This is a genomic window from Streptomyces liliiviolaceus (assembly GCF_018070025.1).
GTDB classification, from domain to species: domain Bacteria; phylum Actinomycetota; class Actinomycetes; order Streptomycetales; family Streptomycetaceae; genus Streptomyces; species Streptomyces liliiviolaceus.
Map to the genome: position 1 here is coordinate 1,752,625 of NZ_JAGPYQ010000001.1, position 21,190 is coordinate 1,773,814.

The 21,190-nt window shown below is 71.7% G+C and carries 18 protein-coding genes and 1 pseudogene; 14 read left to right on the forward strand and 5 right to left on the reverse strand.

Annotated elements, in window-relative coordinates; genetic code table 11:
• The first annotated feature begins 151 nt into the window (after positions 1 to 151).
• Positions 152 to 2,512, forward strand: coding sequence for an MMPL family transporter (locus tag J8N05_RS07735; protein WP_210881709.1), 2,361 nt, complete (start codon positions 152 to 154; stop codon positions 2,510 to 2,512).
• Between the two features lie 152 nt (positions 2,513 to 2,664).
• On the forward strand, positions 2,665 to 3,168 hold the full coding sequence (locus J8N05_RS07740) for a DUF6197 family protein (RefSeq protein ID WP_210881710.1): 504 nt from the start codon (positions 2,665 to 2,667) through the stop codon (positions 3,166 to 3,168).
• A gap of 39 nt (positions 3,169 to 3,207) precedes the next feature.
• Here J8N05_RS07740 and J8N05_RS07745 read toward each other — a convergent pair whose 3' ends face one another.
• The 3 genes from J8N05_RS07745 to J8N05_RS07755 all read right to left on the reverse strand — a co-directional run bounded on the left by J8N05_RS07745 (position 3,208) and on the right by J8N05_RS07755 (position 6,346).
• Positions 3,208 to 3,858 carry a hypothetical protein gene (locus J8N05_RS07745; RefSeq protein WP_210881711.1) on the reverse strand — a complete coding sequence of 217 codons (651 nt, stop codon included), beginning with the start codon at positions 3,856 to 3,858 and terminating at the stop codon, positions 3,208 to 3,210.
• 248 nt (positions 3,859 to 4,106) lie between these two features.
• Positions 4,107 to 4,844 (reverse strand): GntR family transcriptional regulator, encoded by a 738-nt coding sequence (locus J8N05_RS07750; RefSeq protein ID WP_210881712.1) that lies wholly within the window; start codon positions 4,842 to 4,844, stop codon positions 4,107 to 4,109.
• Between the two features lie 143 nt (positions 4,845 to 4,987).
• The gene (locus J8N05_RS07755; RefSeq protein ID WP_210881713.1) at positions 4,988 to 6,346 is read right to left on the reverse strand and encodes an aspartate aminotransferase family protein; all 1,359 of its coding nucleotides are present in this window, start codon (positions 6,344 to 6,346) and stop codon (positions 4,988 to 4,990) included.
• Positions 6,347 to 6,542: 196 nt separating this feature from the next.
• On the opposite strand from J8N05_RS07755, the gene J8N05_RS07760 reads away from it, so the two are divergent.
• The 5 genes and pseudogenes from J8N05_RS07760 (at position 6,543) to J8N05_RS07780 (ending at position 12,078) form a co-directional block, all read left to right on the forward strand.
• On the forward strand, positions 6,543 to 7,169 hold the full coding sequence (locus J8N05_RS07760) for a DJ-1/PfpI family protein (RefSeq protein ID WP_210881714.1): 627 nt from the start codon (positions 6,543 to 6,545) through the stop codon (positions 7,167 to 7,169).
• A complete protein-coding gene (locus tag J8N05_RS07765) occupies positions 7,166 to 7,756 on the forward strand; it encodes a MarR family winged helix-turn-helix transcriptional regulator (protein WP_210881715.1) in 591 nt (196 codons plus the stop codon). Before J8N05_RS07760 ends, J8N05_RS07765 begins: the two co-directional genes overlap by 4 nt.
• Before the next feature lie 78 nt (positions 7,757 to 7,834).
• Positions 7,835 to 9,856 carry a serine/threonine-protein kinase gene (locus tag J8N05_RS07770; protein ID WP_210881716.1) on the forward strand — a complete coding sequence of 674 codons (2,022 nt, stop codon included), beginning with the start codon at positions 7,835 to 7,837 and terminating at the stop codon, positions 9,854 to 9,856.
• 156 nt (positions 9,857 to 10,012) lie between these two features.
• A pseudogene (locus J8N05_RS07775) lies at positions 10,013 to 10,612 on the forward strand (phosphate ABC transporter substrate-binding protein); the annotation flags it as partial.
• A 50-nt stretch (positions 10,613 to 10,662) separates the two neighbouring features.
• Positions 10,663 to 12,078, forward strand: a complete 1,416-nt coding sequence (locus J8N05_RS07780) for a M20/M25/M40 family metallo-hydrolase (RefSeq protein WP_210881717.1) — start codon at positions 10,663 to 10,665, stop codon at positions 12,076 to 12,078.
• 212 nt (positions 12,079 to 12,290) lie between these two features.
• Here J8N05_RS07780 and J8N05_RS07785 read toward each other — a convergent pair whose 3' ends face one another.
• The gene (locus tag J8N05_RS07785) at positions 12,291 to 13,034 is read right to left on the reverse strand and encodes an SLATT domain-containing protein (protein WP_210881718.1); all 744 of its coding nucleotides are present in this window, start codon (positions 13,032 to 13,034) and stop codon (positions 12,291 to 12,293) included.
• 292 nt (positions 13,035 to 13,326) lie between these two features.
• Here J8N05_RS07785 and J8N05_RS07790 point away from each other — a divergent pair, with 292 nt between their 5' ends.
• The 7 genes from J8N05_RS07790 (at position 13,327) to J8N05_RS07820 (ending at position 20,228) form a co-directional block, all read left to right on the forward strand.
• Positions 13,327 to 13,671, forward strand: coding sequence for a YbaB/EbfC family nucleoid-associated protein (locus J8N05_RS07790; protein WP_107018119.1), 345 nt, complete (start codon positions 13,327 to 13,329; stop codon positions 13,669 to 13,671).
• A 112-nt stretch (positions 13,672 to 13,783) separates the two neighbouring features.
• The gene (recR, locus tag J8N05_RS07795) at positions 13,784 to 14,383 is read left to right on the forward strand and encodes a recombination mediator RecR (protein WP_107018120.1); all 600 of its coding nucleotides are present in this window, start codon (positions 13,784 to 13,786) and stop codon (positions 14,381 to 14,383) included.
• A 49-nt stretch (positions 14,384 to 14,432) separates the two neighbouring features.
• Positions 14,433 to 15,092, forward strand: coding sequence for a DUF5063 domain-containing protein (locus J8N05_RS07800; RefSeq protein ID WP_210881719.1), 660 nt, complete (start codon positions 14,433 to 14,435; stop codon positions 15,090 to 15,092).
• A gap of 355 nt (positions 15,093 to 15,447) precedes the next feature.
• On the forward strand, positions 15,448 to 16,722 hold the full coding sequence (locus J8N05_RS07805; protein WP_210881720.1) for an aspartate kinase: 1,275 nt from the start codon (positions 15,448 to 15,450) through the stop codon (positions 16,720 to 16,722).
• 28 nt (positions 16,723 to 16,750) lie between these two features.
• Positions 16,751 to 17,800 (forward strand): aspartate-semialdehyde dehydrogenase, encoded by a 1,050-nt coding sequence (locus tag J8N05_RS07810; protein WP_210881721.1) that lies wholly within the window; start codon positions 16,751 to 16,753, stop codon positions 17,798 to 17,800.
• 452 nt (positions 17,801 to 18,252) lie between these two features.
• Positions 18,253 to 18,828: a SigE family RNA polymerase sigma factor gene (locus tag J8N05_RS07815; RefSeq protein ID WP_210881722.1), complete on the forward strand. Its 576-nt coding sequence runs from the start codon at positions 18,253 to 18,255 to the stop codon at positions 18,826 to 18,828.
• A complete protein-coding gene (locus tag J8N05_RS07820; protein ID WP_210881723.1) occupies positions 18,825 to 20,228 on the forward strand; it encodes a hypothetical protein in 1,404 nt (467 codons plus the stop codon). Before J8N05_RS07815 ends, J8N05_RS07820 begins: the two co-directional genes overlap by 4 nt.
• Positions 20,229 to 20,327: 99 nt before the next feature.
• Here the strand turns inward: J8N05_RS07820 and J8N05_RS07825 are convergent, their stop codons facing one another.
• Positions 20,328 to 21,143 carry an SURF1 family protein gene (locus J8N05_RS07825; RefSeq protein WP_210881724.1) on the reverse strand — a complete coding sequence of 272 codons (816 nt, stop codon included), beginning with the start codon at positions 21,141 to 21,143 and terminating at the stop codon, positions 20,328 to 20,330.
• Positions 21,144 to 21,190 lie beyond the last annotated feature (47 nt).

Genomic DNA, 21,190 nt, shown 5'->3' on the forward strand with positions numbered 1-21,190 from the left:
CGACGACCCCTCTCAAAGATGTTGCGTCATCGATGTCACGGCATGCATGATGAGTCATCGATAACGCAACATTGATGTCTCATCATCGACTGTCGTCGTCGGACGGCCCGCCCGCCCCCGCGAGCTGCGGACCCCGATCTCAGGAGTAGAAGTGAATAAAATCGCCCAACTCGCCGTCGCACGGCCCAAAGCCGTGATCGCCGCCTGGCTGCTGCTGCTCGCCCTGGCCGTCCCCTTCGCGCTCCAGCTGGAGGGTGCGCTGAAGACGGGCGGCTTCTCCGACCCCCGGGGCGAGTCCGTCAAGGCCCAGCGCACCCTGGAGCGCGCGTTCGACGAGGCCCCCAACTCACTGCTCGTCGTCCTGCACAGCAAGGACGGCTCCGTCGAGGACGCCGTCGCGCCGGCCCGCGAGGCCGTGCGGCGCGACGGGGTGTCCGCCGTCACCGACCGCGCCACCCACCCGGAGTGGCTGTCGAAGGACGGCCGCACGACCTTCATCCAGGTGGGCTTCACCAGCGACAACACCACCGTCCAGAACCTCGTACCGGATCTGCAGGACGACGTGCGGGACGCCGTCGGTGAGAACGTCCAGGTCGACGTCACCGGCGCTCCCGCCCTGGACTACGCGCTGAACGTGCACTCCAAGGAGGACGTCACCCGCGCCGAGATGATCGCCTTCCCGGTCCTCTTCGTCGTCCTGCTGCTGGTCTTCCGGTCCGTGGCCGCGATGGTCGTCCCGCTGCTCATGGCGGGCGTGACCCTGATGTTCACGCAGTCCATCGGTTACGGGATGACGCAGTTCACGGACGTCAACAGCCTGTTCACGAACATCGTGTCCATGGTCGGGCTGGCCGTCGCCGTCGACTACTCGCTCTTCATCGTCAAGCGCTTCCGGGAGGAACTCGCGGAGGGGCGCGCCGTGGACGACGCCCTGGACCGCACCATGCGTACCGTCGGCCACTCCGTGCTCTTCAGCGGCCTCGCCGTCGTGGTCGCCCTCTCGGCGCTCTTCATCCCCCGCGCCATGTCCTTCACCAGCATCGCCCTGGGCGGCGTGGCCGTCTCCCTGGTCGCCGTGGCCATCGCCGTCACCCTGCTCCCCGCCGTACTGAGCCTGCTGGGCGACCGCATCAACTGGGGCACCCTCCGAAGCCGTAAGAAGGCCGGCGAGCAGGCGGGTAAGGGCGACGCCGGGAAGTCCGCCGCGACCGACGGCCGTACTGGTGGCAGTGCCGACGGACGTGCCGACGGACGTACCGATGGCCGTACCGGCGGTCGTTTCTCCGGGCGGCCCGGGCTCGTCCTGGCCGGCCTCGTCGTCGTGTTCGCCGCGCTCGCCGCCCCCGCCGCCCAGTTGACCCTGCGCGTCCCCGTCGCCAGCGCGGACATCCTGCCCTCCGACGACAGCGCCCGCATCGGCATGGAGCGCATCAAGCAGGACATCGGCGTACGCGAGATGTTCCCCGTCCAGGTCGTGCTCAGCGCCGACCGCGACCAGGCCGACGCCCTGCTCAGGAGCGCCACGGACGTCGCCTCCTACGCGAAAACCGCGCCCGGCGCCGACAAGGTCCAGGCCGTCACGTCCCTCGGCCTGCCCGCCGCGTCGCTCTCCGAGGCCCTGGCCGACCCGTCGGGCCTGGGCGCGGACGAGCGTGCCGCACTCGGCCAGTTGTGGACGCTCGACGGGGACCGCCTGGTCACCCGGGTCGTCGTCACCCCCGGCGCCGACCCCGACAGCTCCGCCGCGCACCACCTGGTCGACGATCTGCGCGACCACCTGGGGGACCATGCCGACTCCGCCGTCACCGTCCGCCTGGCCGGAGCCACCGCCACCGGTTCCGACTTCGACGACCTGGTCCTGCGCTCGGTGCCCCTGGTGGTCGCCTCCGTCGCCCTGCTCAGCTTCCTGATCCTGCTGTTCGCGTTCCGCTCCGTCCTGCTGCCGCTGCTCGCCCTGGCCTTCAACATCGCCGTGGTCGGTGCCAGCCTCGGCTTCCTCGCCCTGGTCAGCGGGAACGACGACCACTCGATCAACAGCGTCACCCCGCTGATGCTGTTCGCGGTGATGTTCGGGCTGAGCATGGACTACATGGTGATCATGATCTCCCGGATGCGGGAGAGCTACCTGGGCGGCCTCTCGCACCGCGAGTCGGTCCTGGGCGGCCTGGCCCGTACCGCCGGTCTCGTCAACGGCGCCGCGGCGATCATGGTGGCGGTCTTCGCCTCGTTCACCAGCGCCCAGATCAGCATCGTCCGTGAGCTGGGCATCAGCCTCGCCGTCGCCGTCGTCCTGGACGCGCTCGTCATCCGGCGCCTGGTCATGCCGGCCACGCTCCTGCTGGTCGGCGACCGCGTCTGGGGCCGCCACCGCCGCACCGCCCCGCGGGCCCTCGCTCCGGAGCAGGCCGTCGGCCCGGAGCAGGCCGCGGCCCCGCGACCGGCCGCCGCCACGGACGGCGAGGAGGCCGACGCGGACGAACACCTCCCGGTGGCCGAACCCACCCTGCGCTGACCGCCCCCTCACCCCTCCCACCCGCTGCGCCGTTCGTCTCGCCTCCCCGGGCCGACGGCGCAGCGTTCTGTGCGCCACCCGGCAGGGATGTCACCAGGACCCCCTGCTCCAGAAGGCAGGACATCCTTCCTCACGAGAGGCAGCCCCACCTGATGAGCACAGCCCTGCACCACCCCGCCCCCGCAGACCTCGCCGGCCTCGACGCCCTCGGCACACCGACCGGCGACACGTACGACGCGCACGACACGTACGACGCGCACGACACGTACGACGCGCACGACACGTACGACGCCCACGCCACGTACGACGCACGCGACGACGCACGTGACGACGCCTGCGACGACGAGGTGTTCCGGCGCGGTGCGCTGCTGATCGCCCGGCACGGGTGGTGCCAGGGGCAGGGCCTGCTGTACGTCGGAGCCCCGCACGCCCCGCAGGCGGCCAGTCTGGTCGGAGCCCTCGCCTGGGCCGCGACCGGCGACGCGGAGTCCTGCGGCCCGCGGGTACGCGCGGCCCTGGCCACCGTGCGCCGGCGGCTGGACCCCGCGGGCAGCGCCCTGTTCAGCGACTGGGAGCTGCTGTGCGCCTGGAACGACGCCCCGGCCCGCACCCGCGACGAGACCGTCGCCCTGCTGCTGGGGTCCGCCCGGTCATGAGCGGCGAGGTACGCAGCGCCGCCCTTACCGAGCCGGACCCTAGCTGAAGATGATCATCGAGCCCTGGGCCAGGCTCCGCGTCGCCGCCGCGTGCAGGCCGAGCCACACATGGCGTTCGCGGGCGAACGGGCTCGCGTCGAAGGGGGCCGGGGCGGCCGGTTCCTCCAACTCCGTCGGTGCCATCGGAGGTTGCGGCGGCACCGGCGGGTTGGCGGGGTCGATGCCGATGGACGGCGCGACCAGTTCGAGCTCGCGCAGCAGCGCCTGGGAGGAGCCCAACGGCCCGCCGCCCGCCAGGAGTTCGTCGCTCGACAGCGGGTGCGGGAAGTCGACGGGGACGTACGCGCCCGCGTGGTCGTAGTGCCAGACCAGGTGGGACTGCTGGGCCGTCGTGTCGAACATCTCCAGCAACTGCTCGTAGTCGCCGCCGAGTTCGCCGACCGGCGTCACCGGCAGCTGGCACACCTGCAGGAGGTAGGCGCGGCGCAGGAAGTGCAGCGCGTCGTAGTCGAAGCCCGCGACGGGCGCCACATCGCCGGAGAGGCCCGGCATGTACGCGTACACCGGCACCGGCGGTAGTCCGGCCTCGCCCAGCGCCTTGTCGTAGAGGGCGAGTTCCTCGGCGAAGGGGTTGTCGGGGGTGTGGCACAACACGTCGACGAGCGGGACCAGCCACAGGTCACAGGCCAACTGAGAGCTCCTCGTTCAGCATGGTGGTCAAGGCAGCGTAATGGGTGAAGGCACGGTAGGTCCCCTTCGTGCGGGTCGGATACCCCACACCGGCCGGACCGCCGCCGACCTGACGCCGGCCCGCGGCTCCCGGCCCCGCCCCGGGCGGGCTCCCGGCCGTCGCCCCGGCAGGCTCGCAGCCCCGGCGCCGGCAGGCTTTCAGCCCCCGCCGACGGCTTCCGGCCCCCGCGCCCGGCGCCGAGGGGCCCTCAGTCCTGCGCCAGCAGTTCGATGAGCGCCAGCGAGTGGGTGTTGTACGCCGCGACGACCTCGTGCGCCGCCGGGGCGTCCCGCCGTGTCAGGGCGTCCACGAGGTCGGTGTGATCGGCCCACAGATGGCCGCGCAGATCCTCGATCCGGCGCAGGTGCTGGACCGCGCACACCCAGGACTGGACCCGCAGCCGGTGCAGGAAGTCGGCGAGGTACGGGTTGCCGAACAGGCTGCTCAGCTCGCGCCAGAAGCGCAGGTCGTAGCCGATGAGGACGTTCAGGTCGCCCGCGGCGGCGGCCCGCTGCGCCTCCTCGCCGCGCCGGCGCACCCCGGCGAGCGCGGCGGCGGTGCGCGGATCGTCGGAGTGGGTGGCGAGCGCGGCGAGGGCGCCCCGGGTGGTGGTGGCCGACGCGTCCAGGAGCCCGTGGAAGATGCTCTCCGTGACGAGGCTGCGGGCCTCGATCATGCCCCGGTAGTCGTCCAGCGAGTACTCGTGGACGCGGAACCCGCGGTGCTGGTCCGCGTCCAGGAGGCCCTGGGCCGACAGGTCGACCAGGGCCTCGCGGACGGGGGTCGCGGAGACGCCGTACTGCTCGGCGATCTCCTTGACCGTGAACTCCTTGCCCGGCTGGAGGCGCCCGGCGAGCACCTCGTCGCGCAGCGCGTCGGCGATCTGCTGCCGCAGGGTGCTGCGGGTGACGGCCACATTGCCGCCGCCACTGCCGGTGCCGCGCATCGTCCGGGTCCTTCCCCCATCGAATAAGTACTCGCCCATGTCTACGAGCCAGTCACCTTACGCGTTCGATGTCGGGTCACCCGGATTGCAGGAGTCCTGCGTCACACCCCTCTTTCGTACCCCTTGCCCGGCCTTGTCAGCCCCTAGCGGGCCGTGTGCTCGTCCGCCACGGAGAGGGCTTCGTCGAGGGCGGCCAGGCCCTCCTTGGCCTCCGCCTCCGTGATGTTGCACGGCGGCACGACATGGGTGCGGTTCATGTTGACGAAGGGCCACAGTCCGTGCGCCTTGGCCGCCGCGCCGAAGGCCGCCATGGGGGCGTTGGCCTCGCCCTGCGGGTTGTAGGGGACGAGCGGCTCGCGGGTCTCCTGGTTCCGTACGAGCTCCAGGGCCCAGAAGACCCCGGTGCCGCGGACCTCGCCGACGCTCGGGTGGCGCTGCGCCAGCTCGCGCAGCCCGGGGCCGAGGACCCTCTCGCCGATCCGGGCGGCCTGCTCGACGACGCCCTCCTCCTCCATCACGTTCAGGGTCGCGACGGCGGCGGCGCAGGCGAGGGGGTGCCCGGAGTAGGTGAGCCCGCCGGGGTACGGGCGCCGGGCGAACGTCTCCGCGATCGCCCCGGAGATGGCGACCCCGCCGAGCGGCACGTACCCCGAGTTCACGCCCTTCGCGAAGGTCAGCAGGTCCGGTACGACCCCCGTGTGGTCGGCGGCGAACCACTCGCCCGTGCGTCCGAAGCCGGCCATGACCTCGTCCAGGACGAAGACGATGCCGTGTTCGTCGCAGAGCGCGCGGACGCCCTCCAGGTAGCCGGGCGGCGGGATCATGATTCCCGCGGTGCCCGGGATCGTCTCCAGGACGATCGCGGCGATGGTGGCCGGGCCCTCGAACGCGATGGTGTCGGCGAGGTGCTGGAGCGCGCGCTCGCACTCCTGCTGCTCGGTCTCGGCGTGGAAGGGGGAGCGGTAGAGGAAGGGCGCCCAGAAGCGCACGACCCCGGCCGTACCGCTGTCGCTCGGCCAGCGGCGCGGGTCGCCGGTGAGGTTGATCGCGGCGGCGGTGCCCCCGTGGTACGAGCGGTAGGCGCTCAGCACCTTCGGGCGGCCGGTGTGCAGCCTGGCCATCCGGGTGGCGTTCTCGACGGCCTCGGCCCCGCCGTTGGTGAAGAAGATCTTGTCCAGGTCGCCCGGCGTCCGCCGCGCGATCAGCCGTGCCGCCTCCGACCGGGCCTCGACGGCGAACGCGGGCGCGAAGGTGGTCAGCTTCCCGGCCTGCTCCTGGATCGCGGCGACGACCTTCGGGTGCTGGTAGCCGATGTTCGTGAAGACGAGTCCGCTGGTGAAGTCGAGATACCGCTTGCCGTCGTAGTCCCAGAAGTAGGACCCCTCCGCACCGGCGACGGCGAGCGGGTCGATGAGCTCCTGCGCTGACCAGGAGTGGAACACGTGCGCACGGTCCGCGGCCTTCACGGCGGCGCCGGCCTGGGGGTTGGGCTGAGGGGTCATGCGGCCGAGGGTAGAGGTCCGGGGCGCGGGCGCGACATCGGCGTCCTGTCTGCGGCACGACCGGGAAAGCGACAGGTTGTCGTGTGTGGGAAGGCCTCCGGGACCGCCTTTCCGGAATCATTGACAGCATGCTGTCGTAATGACAGCATGCTGACATATAGAGCGAGCCGGTGACCGTGCGACCGAGGAGAAAGCCATGACCCGCGACAGCGCCCCCGATCCCGCCCGCAAGCCCGTGTACCTCGCCGTCTACGACACGCTCGCCGACTGGGAGACCGGTCACACGACCGCGTATCTCGCCCGCGCCGGCTACGAGATCCGGACGGTCGGTCTGTCCGGCGACCCCGTGCGGTCCGTCGGCGGGCTGCGGATCCGGCCCGACGTGACGCTCGACGACGTACGCCCCGAGGACGCCGCGCTGCTGATCCTGCCGGGCGCCGACCTCTGGGACACGGGCGACGGACTCGTCCCCTTCGCCCGCCGGGCGCGGGAGTTCCTGGCGGCCGGCGTGCCCGTCGCCGCGATCTGCGGGGCCACCGCGGGACTCGCCCGCGAGGGCCTGCTCGACGACCGCGCGCACACCGCAGCCGTCTCCTTCTACCTGGCCGCCACCGGCTACCGGGGCGGCGACCGGTACGTGGACGCCGACGCCGTGACGGACCGCGGGCTCGTCACCGCCGGACCCACCGAGCCCGTCGCGTTCGCGCGGGAGGTGTTCGCCCTGCTCGGCGTGTACGAGCCAGAGGTGCTCGACGCCTGGTACCGGCTGTTCCACGACTCCGACGCGCAGGCGTACGAGGTCCTTGAGGCGGCCGGGCGGTGAGCGGAACGGACGGGGCGGGCGAGGCGGGCAGGGAGCGCCAGGACCTGTTCAGCCGGAGCGCGCTCGCGGTCTTCCGGCTGAACGGCCAGTACCTGGGCGTCGCCGAGGAACTGGCCGGGCCGGCCGGACTCACCGCCGCCCGGTGGCAGGTGCTCGGCGCCGTCCTGCGGGAGCCCCTGCCCGTCTCGGGGATCGCCCGCGCCATGGGCATCACCCGGCAGAGCGTGCAGCGGATCGCCGACCTGCTGGTGGAGCGGGGGCTCGCCGAGTACGTGCCCAACCCCGCCCACCGCCGCGCCAAACTGCTCCGGCCGACCGGCGAGGGCTTCGAGGCCGTCCGGAAGATCGGCCCCGGCCACGCGGCCTTCGCGGACCGGCTCACGGAAACCCTCGGCGAGAGGATCGGCGAGAAGTTCGGCGAGAGGATCGGCAAGGAGATCGGCGAGAGCATCGGGGAAGAGATCGGGGAGGAGGCACTGGCCGAGACCGTACGGGTGCTGGAACGGCTGATCGAGGCGATGGAGACGGCCTCGGAGGCCGGCGCCGGACCGGCCGCGGAACCCGTACTCCCCGTTACGGAACCGTAGACACCGCCCCTGCCGCCTCCCCGTTCCGCCGCACTATCCTCGGGCTGTCGCACATGTACGGGGGAGGGCGGCGTTTCGATGGAGAAGCTCGGACCTGCGGATCCGCACCGCATCGGTGCGTACCGGCTGCTGGCGCGACTGGGCGCGGGCGGTATGGGCCAGGTGTATCTGGCGCGCTCCGACCGCGGACGGACCGTCGCGGTCAAACTCGTCCGCCAGGAACTCGCCGAACAGGAGGAGTTCCGCGCACGCTTCCGTCAGGAGGTACGGGCGGCCCGGCGCGTGGGCGGCTACTGGACGGCGCCGGTGCTCGACGCGGACACCGAGGCGGCCGTCCCGTGGGTCGCCACCGGCTATGTGGCGGGACCCTCGCTCCAGGAGGTCGTCGGCCACGACCACGGCGCGCTGCCGGAACGTTCCGTACGGATCCTCGCGGCCGGCCTCGCGCACGCGCTGGGGGACATCCACGCGGCCGGACTGATCCACCGCGACCTCAAGCCGTCGAACGTCCTCGTCACGATCGACGGCCCGCGCGTCATCGACTTCGGTATCGCCCGCGCCCTGGAGACCGTCACCGACGGCGGCCTCACCCGCACCGGCGCACTCGTCGGCTCGCCCGGCTTCATGGCCCCCGAGCAGGTCCGCGGCGACCGGGTCACACCCGCGTGCGACGTCTTCTGCCTGGGCTCGGTCCTGTCGTACGCGGCCACGGGCGTCCTCCCCTTCGGCGCGGCCGACAGCGGGGCGCACGCCCTGATGTTCCGTATCGCCCAGGAGGAACCGGACCTGGAGGGGGTGCCGGAGGGCATCGCCGACCTCGTCCGCCAGTGCCTGCGCAAGGACCCCGCCTCCCGTCCGACGCTCGCCGACATCCTGGAGCGCACGGGAGCGGAGGACACCGTCGCGGACGGCCGCAGCCGCGACCCCTGGCTGCCGGGGATGCTGGTGGCACAACTGGGCCGCCATGCCGTGCGGTTGCTGGACTCGGAGGACCCGGACGTCTCGGCCCGCCCGGCGTCCGGGGCCGAGGAGGCGCCGGGTCCCGCACCCGCCGCGGATCCCGCACGCACCCCGGATCCCGCACCCGCCCAAGCGCCCGCGTCCGCCCCGTCCGCTGCCTCCGTACCCCCTTCCGTACCCCCTTCCGTACCTCCTTCCGTGCCCCCTCCCATGGCGTCCCCGGAGCACGCCCCCACTCCTGACGCCTCCTCCCTGCCCGCCCCGCAGCCGCCCGCGGGCGCCCCCGCCGATCACCTCCCGACGATGACCGCGGGCGGGCCCGCGACACCGCCGCCGGCCGCCCCACCGGCGCACACCCCGCCCCCGGGCCCCGTCCACCCGGCCTACGGCTATCCCCAGCAGCACCCCCAGCCCGCCGCGGGCTACGGCTACCCGCACCAGCAGCACCAGCAACAGCACCAGCAAGGCGCTTGGTCGACACCCCCGTACGGACCCACACCTCCGTACGGACCGACCCCTTCGTACGGTCCGGGCTTCGTGCCGCAGCCGGAACCGGAGTCGCCGCGCAGGAACGCCCGCTCCACCGCCGTGCTGATCGTGGTGGCGCTGGTCGTCGCGCTCGGCGCGGGCGCCTCCGTGTACGCGCTCATGAGGGGCGACGCGAACGGCCGGGCGGGCGGCGACCCCAGCGCCTCCCGGACCGAGGACGCGCCCACCACCCCCGGCCCGTCCAGCCAGAAGCCCTCGACGCAGCCGCCCAGCAGCGGGGAGGAGACACCGGCGGACGGCGCGATCCCCACCGGGTACCTCGGCACCTGGACCGCGTCCATCGACAACGCCACGGGCCGCAACACCCGTCAACTCACCATCCAGCAGGGCGAGGTGGGCGCCACGGTCCTCTCGCTCACGGCGGACGGACCGGCGGACGGCGGCACGTACCACTGTGTGTTCCGGGCGGCGCTCACCGCGGCCCCGAGCGACGGCGGTCCGCTGCGGATCGGCCCGTCCGAGGTCACCGTCGGCGAACCGGCCAGCTCCTGCTCGCCGGGCGCGGCAACGGAGCTGACCCTCCTGCCGGACGGCCGGCTGCGCCGCGTGAACGCGAGCAACGGCGACGCGCTGACGTACACGAAGCAGTAGTGGCGGGTGCACCCCTGAACAGCCGCTCCTGAACGGCAGCTCCTGAACGGCCGCCTCTGAACAGCTGCTGAACTTCAGCGGTCGTCACCGCGTTCCCGTCCGCCCCGCTCGTACAGTGTCCGCACCGTCGAACTCCGGGAGTGGTGGGGGCACCCAGTGGAGTGGCTCAGCGCAGAGAACGTGGTGGCCGTGGGCACGGCGGTCGTCGGCATCGTGGCCTCGGGCGTCATGGTCTGGTACGAGCGCCGGGTGCCGCGGCGGAAACGTATCGGCTACCGCGTACAGATGGACAACCCGATCGGGGACGATGTCCGCCTCGGCAGGGCCAGCGTCCGGCTCGGGCTCTTCGACGAGGCGCCCGGCATGGCGGACGCGACGCTCGTCCTCCTGCGCATCGAGAACGACGGCTCGCAGTCCATCGCCGACATGGACTACACGGGACGCGAACTCCACGGTCTGACCGCCGTGTTCACGGACCGTACGATCCGCGGGGTGTCGGTGACCCAGCCGCCCGAGACCGACCACCTGATGGACCACTTCACCCCGTCGAACGGCCTCGGTTACGACGGCAGCACCCTGCGCATCCCGCGCGTCCCGCTCAACCGTGGCGAGCACTTCAAGCTGCTCGTCCTGCTCTCCGGCGGTGACGTGGGCAGCGGGATACGGCTCATCGGCGGCATCCGAGACGGCGAGGTGCACCCCAACCGCGCCGCGCCGGTGGACGGGACGCCCGCGCTGTGGGCTGACCCGGGCCGCGCCTGCCCGGGCCCTTGCCTGAGATTGACGCGTACACAACCATTTCCCGCATGCGACCTGTGAGCCCAAGCAGAAGAACCGTTCTGGCCGCGACGGCGGCCGCCGGAGCCGCCACGGCGGGTACGGCGAAGGCGGCGACGGCGACGGCGGAGGAGCCGGGCGCGGGTGCCCACCCGCCGGCCACCGCCCAGCCCCCCGACCGCGAACTCCGCGCCCTGTTACGGGAGATCGACCCCGCCCGCATCGAGGCGACCGTCCGCACACTCGTCTCCTTCGGAACCAGGCACACGCTCTCCGCCCAGGACGACCCGGCGCGCGGGATCGGCGCGGCCCGCGACTGGATCCTGGCGCAGCTGCGTTCGTACGCCGCCACGTCCGGCGGCCGGATGACGGCCGAACTCCAGTCGTACGTCCAGGAACCCGCGCCCCGCATCCCCACGGCCACCCGTATCACCAACGTCCTGGCGACCCTGCGCGGCTCGGTCACCCCGGAGCGGGTGTACGTCGTCTCGGGGCACTACGACTCCCGCGTCACCGACGTCATGGACGCCACCTCGGACGCCCCGGGCGCGGACGACGACGCCTCGGGCGTGGCCGTGGCGATGGAACTGGCCCGGGTCATGGCGGGGCGCCGCCCGGCCTCCACGATCGTCTTCGCGGCGGTGGCGGGGGAGGAACAGGGCCTGTACGGGGCCGCGTACATGGCGTCGAGCTTCAAGGCGGCAGGCACGGACGTGCAGGCCATGTTCACGAACGACATCGTGGGCGCGTCGAGGGCGGACGACGGTACGCGGGACCCGTACACGATCCGGCTCTTCGCGGAGGGCGTGCCGACGTCGGAGACGCCGGAACAGGCGGCCACGCGCCGCTCGGTGGGCGGCGAGAACGACTCGCCGTCGCGGCAGCTGGCCCGTTTCGTGCGGGACACGGCGGACAACCCGGCGACAGGTATGCGGGTACGGGTCGTCTACCGCCGCGACCGCTACCGCCGGGGCGGCGACCACATCCCCTTCCTCGAACAGGGGTACGCGGCGGCGCGGTTCACCGAGCCCGCCGAGGACTTCGCGCATCAGCACCAGGACGTGCGCGTCGAGGACGGCAAGCAGTACGGGGATCTGCCGGAGTTCTGCGACTTCCCGTTCGTCGCGCGGGTCGCGCGGGTGAACGCGGCGGCGCTGTGGACGCTGGCGCAGGCGCCGGGTGCGCCTCGTGAGGCGCGGATACTGACCGCCGCGCTCACGAATTCCACGCAGTTGGTGTGGGCGCGGGGGGTCGAGCCGGACCTCGCGGGGTACGAGGTCGTCTGGCGGGAGACCACGGCGGCGGAGTGGACGCACGTGATCCCGGTCGGGGACGTGACGTCCCACGAGGTGGACCTGTCCAAGGACAACGTCTTCTTCGGCGTGAGAGCCGTGAACAGAACGGGCCGGAGAAGCCCGGTGTCGTTCCCGTCCCCGCAGGCATAGAACTTTTCCTCGCCCCCGCCGCCCCTACCCGTTCCCGTCCACGACTCGGGGGCCAGCCCCCGAACCCCCGCTCCTCAAACGCCGGAGAGGCTGAAACGTATTCAGCCCGTCCGGCGTTTGAGGACGAGCGCGCAGCGCGATACGGGGGCGAGGGGCGCAGCCCCATGCGTGGACGGGGACGGGTAGGGGCGGCGGGGGCGAGGGAAACGCCCCTACCGGGGCTCCGGTGGCCGCTGGCGCGGCATGTTCGGCCGCGCCCCCGGCGGCAGCGACGCCCGCCCGACCGACGAGGCGTCCCGAACAGACCCACCCCCGCCCCCACCCCCACCCACCCGCAGAGCCATCGGCGCCACCCCGCTCCGGAACTCCACCATCCAGTCCACGGTCTCCACCCGCACCAACTCCGTCACGTCCTCGGAGAACCGCCGCAGCACGGCGAGGCACCGCTCGGCGGCCTCCCCGGCGGTCCCCTCGGCCGGCCCGAGAACCTCCCGCACGCACTCGGACGCCCAGTCGAACTGGAGGACCTGCAACCGCCGCTGCACGGCCTGAGCGGTCGCCACGTCCCGCATCCACCCGGAGGTCACCCCGAAGAAGCGGTCCCCCGCGGCGCAGGCGACCGCCACCAGCAGCGCCAGATACCCCCAGGCGGCGCCCCCGCCGAGCACCCCGGCGAGATCCAGCAGGGGCAGCCCGGCCGCGCCGAGCGCCCCCGCGGCGGCCCCGGCCCGCAGGGCCCGCGCCCCCCGCCGCTTCCACACCCGGTCGGCGAGATACCAGTACGTGGTGGTGAGCGCCCCCGCCTCCACCCACCGGTAGAGCTCGTCCAGCCGTTCGGCCGGTTCGCCCCAGTCGCCGAGGGGGAAGGCCCGCCCCATCAGATCGCCGGGCTCCACCGGACCGTCGCCCCGGCCGCCCTGGGCCGGCCCCTCGGGCTGCATGTCCGGCTGGCTCACCCGACACTCCCTCACTGTGACGTTGTGTGACGGTGACGTGGCGCGTGGTGCTGATGCGCCGCACCCTTACTACCGCCCCATGGGTGGTGACCGTCCTGCTTTCGGGGCTTTTCCGCTCGGATGTGGGCCCTGGTCAGGTATAGGCCAAGTCGGCCTCTCACTCGAAAGAGTGCCGGGGCGACGGCCCGGTGGACCACGTAGGCTCGTGCCAAGGCGGAATTCACGCCGGAAAGCCGTATCCGAAGCCAGTACTCACCGCAGTACTCACAGCCGTACGAACCAGGAGCTGATCGTGATTCCCGGTGGTGGCCAGCCCAATATGCAGCAGCTGCTCCAGCAGGCCCAGAAGATGCAGCAGGACCTCGCGAACGCCCAGGAGGAGCTGGCGCGCACCGAGGTCGACGGTCAGGCGGGCGGCGGCCTGGTGAAGGCGACGGTGACGGGCTCGGGCGAACTGCGCGGCCTGGTCATCGACCCGAAGGCCGTCGACCCCGAGGACACCGAGACCCTCGCCGATCTGATCGTCGCGGCGGTCCAGGCGGCCAACGAGAACGCCCAGGCGCTCCAGCAGCAGAAGCTCGGCCCGCTCGCACAGGGGCTCGGCGGCGGCAGCGGCATCCCCGGCCTGCCGTTCTAAGTCAACCCGGCGGTCCCTTCTAAGAAGGCCGACCGCCAACTACCGTACGTACGAAGAGAGCAAGCGCGACTACGGTACGTACCGAGAGTCCGTGGGAACAGGAAGGCAATCCGTGTACGAAGGCGTGGTCCAGGACCTCATCGACGAGCTGGGGCGGCTGCCCGGCGTCGGTCCCAAGAGCGCGCAGCGGATCGCCTTCCACATCCTCCAGGCGGAGCCGACGGACGTGCGCCGTCTCGCGCAGTGCCTCATGGAGGTCAAGGCGAAGGTCCGCTTCTGCGCCACCTGCGGGAACGTGGCGCAGGAGGAGCTGTGCAACATCTGCCGCGACCCGCGCCGCGACCTCTCGGTCATCTGCGTGGTCGAGGAGCCGAAGGACGTGGTCGCCGTCGAGCGGACCCGCGAGTTCCGGGGCAAGTACCACGTGCTCGGCGGTGCGATCAGCCCGATCGAGGGTGTGGGCCCGGACGACCTGCGCATCAGGGAGCTGCTGGCGCGGCTCGCCGACGGCGCGGTCACGGAGCTGATCCTGGCCACCGACCCGAACCTGGAGGGCGAGGCCACGGCCACCTATCTCGCCCGCATGATCAAGCCCATGGGCCTCAAGGTGACCCGCCTCGCCAGCGGGCTGCCGGTGGGCGGCGACCTGGAGTACGCCGACGAGGTCACCCTGGGACGCGCCTTCGAGGGAAGGCGGCTGCTGGATGTCTGAACGACTGGTTGATGTACGGACGAAGTTCTTGAGGAAGGCCGGCTTCTAGATGTCTGACGCCACGCTGCACGCGACCGATCCCGACCCCGACGACTTCTCGGTCCAGATCGCGGATCAGATCGAGAGTTTCCTCGTCGCGGTGCCCGAGGTCGCGAGAGGCGACGAGCCGGACTCGGCCGTCCCCTTCCTGCTCCTGGAGGTCTCCCAGCTCCTGCTGGCCGGCGGCCGTCTCGGCGCGCACGAGGACATCCTTCCCGACGAGCGGTACGAGCCCGATCTGGGCCCCGAGCCGGACGTCGACGAGCTGCGCGAGCGCCTCGCCGAGATGCTCGACCCGGTCGACGTCTACTCCGAGGTCTTCGACCCGTACGAGCCCCGCAAGCCCCCGGTCCCGGCCCGTATCTCGGACGATCTGGCCGACGTCATGGCGGACCTGCGGCACGGCATGGCCCACTACCGGGCCGGCCGCACCACCGAGGCCATGTGGTGGTGGCAGTTCTCGTACTTCTCGAACTGGGGCTCCACGGCCTCGGCCACCCTGCGCGCCCTGCAGTCCCTGGTGGCGCACGTCCGGCTGAACCAGCCCCTGCAGGAGCTGGACGGCCTGGACACCGACCAGGACCTCAGCGAGGACGCCCTCGCGGAGGAGGCGGGCCGGGTGATGGCGGAGGAGATCGCGGGCCCGCTGGGTCTGCGCGAGGTCAAGTGACGCGAGGTCGCGGGAACGGGTGTGGGGCGGGCCCGGAGTCATCGACTCCGGGCCCGCCCCACACTCACGCCGTGCCCCTTTTCCGCGCGGACATATCGCGCCGGCCGTGTGACTAGGGGCACTTTGCGAGTGAGGTGCGTCCGGGACGGGCAGATGCGGTCCTGGAGCGGCCGGAGGGCCGGACTGCGGGAGCCGACCGATCGGCCGACCGTACGACCGGACCCACCCGGACCGGGTGATCAACACGTGAGCGGGACATCTCACGATGCGATATCACTCGGGTGGAATTCGGCCGCTCGTTAGACTGAGCCGACCGCAGTCGTGCGGTACGAGACGGACTGAGCGAGGAGCGCACGTGGGCCTTGTCGTGCAGAAGTACGGAGGTTCCTCCGTAGCCGATGCCGAGGGCATCAAGCGTGTCGCCAAGCGAATCGTCGACGCCAAGAAGGACGGCCACCAGGTCGTCGTCGTGGTGTCGGCGATGGGTGACACGACGGACGAGCTGATCGATCTCGCCGAGCAGGTATCCCCGATCCCTGCCGGACGTGAGTTCGACATGCTGCTGACAGCGGGAGAGCGGATCTCGATGGCCCTGCTGGCCATGGCGATCAAGAACCTGGGCCACGAGGCCCAGAGCTTCACCGGCAGTCAGGCAGGCGTGATCACCGACTCCGTCCACAACAAAGCGCGCATCATCGATGTCACGCCGGGCCGTATCAGGACGGCGCTCGACGAGGGCAACATCGCGATCGTCGCCGGGTTCCAGGGCGTCAGCCAGGACAAGAAGGACATCACCACGCTGGGGCGCGGCGGGTCCGACACCACGGCCGTCGCCCTCGCCGCCGCCCTCGACGCCGAGGTCTGCGAGATCTACACGGACGTCGACGGTGTGTTCACCGCCGACCCGCGGGTGGTGAAGAAGGCCCGGAAGATCGACTGGATCTCCTCCGAGGACATGCTGGAGCTCGCCGCCTCGGGCTCCAAGGTGCTGCTGCACCGCTGCGTCGAGTACGCACGCCGATACAACATCCCGATCCACGTCCGCTCGTCCTTCTCGGGACTGCGCGGCACCTGGGTCAGCAACGAGAATCCGCAAGGGGACGCGCAGGTGGAGCACGCCATCATCTCCGGAGTCGCGCACGACATCTCCGAAGCCAAGATCACGGTCGTCGGCGTCCCGGACAAGCCGGGCGAGGCCGCGGTGATCTTCCGGACGATCGCGGACGCCGAGATCAACATCGACATGATCGTGCAGAACGTGTCCGCGGCCTCCACGGGCCTCACGGACATCTCCTTCACCCTCCCCAAGGCCGAGGGCCACAAGGCCATCGAGGCCCTGGAGAAGGCGAAGGGCGCGATCGGCTTCGAGTCGCTGCGCTACGACGACCAGATCGGCAAGATCTCCCTGGTCGGCGCGGGGATGAAGACCAACCCGGGCGTCACCGCCTCGTTCTTCCAGGCGCTGTCCGACGCGGGCGTCAACATCGAGCTGATCTCGACCTCCGAGATCCGCATCTCGGTCGTGACCCGCCAGGACGACGTCAACGAGGCCGTGCGCGCCGTGCACACCGCCTTCGGGCTCGACTCCGACAGCGACGAGGCCGTCGTCTACGGAGGCACCGGACGATGACCGTCCCCCCGTACGGAGGCGTACGACGATGACCGGGCGGCCGACGCTCGCGGTCGTGGGCGCGACCGGAGCCGTCGGCACGGTCATGCTCCAGATCCTGTCCCAGCACGCGGACATCTGGGGCGAGATCCGCCTGATCGCCTCACCGCGCTCGGCCGGCCGCAAGCTGGCCGTGCGCGGCGAGCAGGTCGAGGTGGTGGCCCTGACGGAGGAGGCCTTCGACGGGGTCGACGTCGCCATGTTCGACGTACCCGACGAGGTGGCCGGGCACTGGGCGCCGGTGGCCGCCGCCAAGGGCGCCGTCGTGGTCGACAACTCGGGCGCGTTCCGGATGGACCCCGAGGTGCCGCTCGTGGTGCCCGAGGTCAATCCGCACGCCGCCCGCGTCCGGCCGCGCGGCATCGTCGCCAACCCCAACTGCACGACCCTGTCGATGATCGTGGCCCTGGGCGCGCTGCACGCCGAGTTCGGGCTGCGCGAGCTGGTGGTCTCCTCGTACCAGGCGGTGAGCGGGGCCGGGCAGCGCGGGGTCGACACGCTGCGGCAGCAGCTGAAGCTCGTCGCCGGTACGGAACTGGGGACGACCCCCGGTGACGTACGGCGGGCCGTGGGGGACAACACCGGGCCGTTCCCGGAGCCGGTGGCGCTCAACGTGGTGCCGTGGGCCGGGAGTGTGCGCGAGGACGGCTGGTCCTCGGAGGAGATGAAGGTGCGGGACGAGTCCCGCAAGATCCTCGGCCTGCCGAACCTTCCCGTCGCCGTCACCTGTGTCCGTGTGCCGGTCGTCACCACGCACTCGCTGACCGTCCACGCCCGTTTCCAGGGCGAGGTGACGGTGGGCAGGGCGCGGGAGATCATCGCCACGGCACCCGGGGTGGTGCTCTTCGACAATCCGGAGGCGGGGGAGTTCCCGACGCCGGCCGACGTGGTCGGTACGGACCCCACCTGGGTCGGGCGGGTGCGCCGGGCCCTCGACGACCCGACGGCGCTGGAGCTCTTCGTCTGCGGGGACAACCTGCGCAAGGGCGCGGCCCTGAACACCGCTCAGATCGCGGAACTGGTGGCCGCGGAGCTGTGACCTGCGACGGGAGCCTCCCGGACCGGCCCGGAACGGGAAATCCGCAGGTCGTTAGTTGAATCTTTTGTAGGATCTGTGCGACTTCTGTGGTTCGATCGGGTTCGAAGCTGTGGTCCGGACCACTGAAGCCAAGCCTCTGGCGTTCGAAGATTTTTCTCCCCGTTCTCCGCAACCGCGCGGAGGGCGGGGCGCGTCTTTGCGGTCGCCCTTCAGGGGTGACCGGACGCCACGTTCATATGGGGCATAGGGGATGGGCTTTTACGTATGAGGACACTTAGCGCACGGTCCGGCACGAGGTCCTACACAAACGTGATGCCTGTCGCGTACAACCCCGGCGGGGGGACGCGTGTCCAACTGGCGTGGCTGAGGTTCTCGAATTCACTGTGGCGACGCGGGGCACTGCCCTCCGTCCGCCCCGCCGACCCCGCACGTCCGGCGCGTCCGGCGGCGGCATGCCGGTGATCGCCCCCATGCCCGCAGCGCGGTCGGCCCGCATCCCGAATCAGCGTGAAGGCGCTGACGAGGCACTGGCGGCCGGCACGACCGTCGACCATCTCACCGAGACCTACCGCGCCCACTACAGGTCGCTCCTCGGCCTCGCGGCGCTCCTCCTCGACGACACCGCGTCCTGCGAGGACGTCGTCCAGGAAGCTTTCATCCGGGTGCACTCGGCGCGCAAGCGCGTGCGCGACCCGGAGAAGACGCTCGCCTATCTGCGCCAGACCGTCGTCAACCTCTCGCGCTCCGCCCTGCGCCGGCGCATCCTCGGCCTGAAGCTCCTCTCCAAGCCGATGCCCGACATGGCGAGCGCGGAGGAGGGCGCGTACGACCAGTTGGAGCGCGACGCCCTGATCAAGGCGATGAAGGGGCTCCAGAGACGCCAGCGCGAGGTCCTCGTCCTGCGGTACTTCGCGGACATGACCGAGGCGCAGGTCGCCGAGACCCTCGGTGTCTCCCTGGGCTCCGTGAAGGCGTACGGGTCGCGCGGCATCGCCGCGCTGCGTATCGCCATGGAGGAGCCGGCATGAGCGGCCACGACGAGCGAGCACGCCACGACGAGCACGGTCGCCACGGCGACGACGACGAGCAAGAGCAGCACGCTGGGAACGGAACTGTGAATCACGGCCCCTCGGAGAACCCGGGCCCGGAGGAGTCGGGCCGCACGGATACGGAAGGCCGCCCGTCGGACCCCTCGCCGGACCGCTCGGCGGGTGGTTCCTCGGACGACCCGACCCACTCGACCGAGCCGGTCGAGCCGGTCGAGCCGATCGAGGCCGAGACTGAGACCGAGGCCGCGGGCAGCGCGCCGGAGAAAGCTTCCGGCGACGCACCGACCAAGGTCTCGCCCCTGGCCCCGCTGTCCGCCCTCTCCTCCTTGTCCGCTCAGTCCGCTCAGTCCTCGAAGGGCTCCTCGGGAGACGCCGACGAGTCCGGACCGGACGTGTTCGGCTCCGACGAACTGGCCCTGCGGCGGCTGCTGCACCAGGCCGTCGAGGAGATCGAGCCGACCGACGGCACGCTGGACCATCTGCGGCGCGCGGTACCGGCACGGCGGGCACGCAAGCGCCAGGCCCTCGTCGGCATGGCCGCCGCCGCGCTCTTCATCGGCACGGCGGTCCCGGCCCTCGTGCACGTCTCGAACTCCACGGGCTCCAACGCCGACCCCTCCATGGCGGGCAACACCTCGGCGACCCAGGGCGGCGCGAACGAGGGCAAGGAATCCTCCTCGGGAAGCGGCTCCGGCGATTCCTCGGGCTCGTCCAAGGGCTCCGGCAAGGGTGACAAGAAGGACGACACGAGCAAGGGCAAGGGCGGCGACGGCGGCTCGGCCGGCACCCAGCCCACGGCCTCCACCGCGAGCGCGCCGACCTGTACATCGATGCAGCTCACCGCCGTTGCCGGGGGCGGCACACCCGACGCCACCGGCGCGGTCTACGGCACCTTCACCGTCACCAACGTCTCCACCGCCAGCTGTACGGTCGTCGGCAGCGGCTCGGTGTCGTCGACCGCGCTGGGCGCCGCGGACCAGTCCCAGCTCTCGACGGTGCTGCACATGGCGGGCGACGCCGCCGCCGGGCTGCCCGACCCGTCCACGTACGCCTCCTCCCTGCTGCTGCCGCCGGGCGGGACGTACAACGTGAAGTTCGCCTGGGTGCCCTCGGCGACCTGCCCGACCAGCGGCGGCAACGGCGGCGGGGAACCCTCGCCCGACCCGACCCCCACCGAGGACCCCACCGGGGACAGCGGCGGTACGGCCTCGGAGGGCACGAGCGGCGCGGAGACGCAGCTCATGAGGGCCGACGGGACCGTCGACGGAAGCGTCAGCGTGTCCTACACGGCCGAGGGCGGCGCACCGGCGACCGCGACGACCGTGTCCAACGCGTGTGCCGGGACGGTCTACCGGACCGGTGTGCTGGCCGGTTCCTGACCGCGACGGCTCCTGACCACGACGGTTCCTGATCGCGGCGGTTCCTGACCGCGACGGGCCCGGGCAGCCAGCCGCTCGGGCCCGGGGCGCCGGGCCGTGTCAGGCAGTGGCGGACGAGGTGGACGACACCTTCGTGGCGCCGGTCTCCGCCGGAGTCTCCTCCACGAGACCCAGCTCCGCGTCCTGCGCGAACTCCACCTCGCGCCGCATCAGCCGGAACCACATGAAGACCACGAAGCCCGCGAAGACGAACCACTCCCCGGTGTACCCCAGGTTCTGGAAGGCCTTCAGATCCAGGCCCGTGTCCGAGGGCGCGGCAGCGGGCACGGCCTTCATCCCCGGGTCGGCCTCGGCGAGCGTGATCCACGCGTCGTACATCTTGTACGGCACCAGGTTCACCAGGGACGCCGAGCTGATCGCGCCGGTCTGTCCGGCGGGGAGCCCGCCGGCCGCGGGCACGCCGTTCGACCCGGGTGTCTCCGACGCCTGGAGCGCGCCGGTCACGGTGACCTCGCCGGCCGGAGCCGCCGGGGCCTTCGCGGTGTCGGCGTCACCGGCGAGCCAGCCCCGGACCACCGGCAGGGCCCTGCCGTCGTCGGTGCGCAGCATCGTCAGGACGTAGAAGCCCCGCTCGTCGTCCAGCTCCCGGCCGGGCACGAGCAACTGTTTCCCGTACCGGCCCGTCGCCGTGGCCTGCTTGCCCGACGTCTTCTTGTCCACGGGCAGCAGCCGCGCGAGCGGCCGCGGAGCCTGCGTCCTGGCCGCCGAGGCCTGTTCGCCGGCGTCGCGATGGTCCTGGACGCGGTCCTCGAAACGCCCCAACTGCCATGACCCCATGAACACGCAGAAGGGGATGGCCAACAGCACGAAGACGTTGATCCCCCACCAGCGGGGCGTCAGCAGGAACCGGTACACAACCCCAAAGGTACGGGGCCCCCGCGGAGAGCACGGCCGAGGGGGGT

Bases quoted from the DNA above. Each gene is read 5' to 3' on its own strand.
- J8N05_RS07740 (WP_210881710.1), top strand. From the start codon at position 2,665: ATGAGCACAGCCCTGCACCACCCCGCCCCCGCAGACCTCGCCGGCCTC.
- J8N05_RS07750 (WP_210881712.1), bottom strand. From the start codon at position 4,844: ATGCGCGGCACCGGCAGTGGCGGCGGCAATGTGGCCGTCACCCGCAGC.
- J8N05_RS07755 (WP_210881713.1), bottom strand. From the start codon at position 6,346: ATGACCCCTCAGCCCAACCCCCAGGCCGGCGCCGCCGTGAAGGCCGCG.
- J8N05_RS07760 (WP_210881714.1), top strand. From the start codon at position 6,543: ATGACCCGCGACAGCGCCCCCGATCCCGCCCGCAAGCCCGTGTACCTC.
- J8N05_RS07770 (WP_210881716.1), top strand. From the start codon at position 7,835: ATGGAGAAGCTCGGACCTGCGGATCCGCACCGCATCGGTGCGTACCGG.
- J8N05_RS07780 (WP_210881717.1), top strand. From the start codon at position 10,663: ATGCGACCTGTGAGCCCAAGCAGAAGAACCGTTCTGGCCGCGACGGCG.
- J8N05_RS07800 (WP_210881719.1), top strand. From the start codon at position 14,433: ATGTCTGACGCCACGCTGCACGCGACCGATCCCGACCCCGACGACTTC.
- J8N05_RS07810 (WP_210881721.1), top strand. From the start codon at position 16,751: ATGACCGGGCGGCCGACGCTCGCGGTCGTGGGCGCGACCGGAGCCGTC.
- J8N05_RS07815 (WP_210881722.1), top strand. From the start codon at position 18,253: ATGCCGGTGATCGCCCCCATGCCCGCAGCGCGGTCGGCCCGCATCCCG.
- J8N05_RS07820 (WP_210881723.1), top strand. From the start codon at position 18,825: ATGAGCGGCCACGACGAGCGAGCACGCCACGACGAGCACGGTCGCCAC.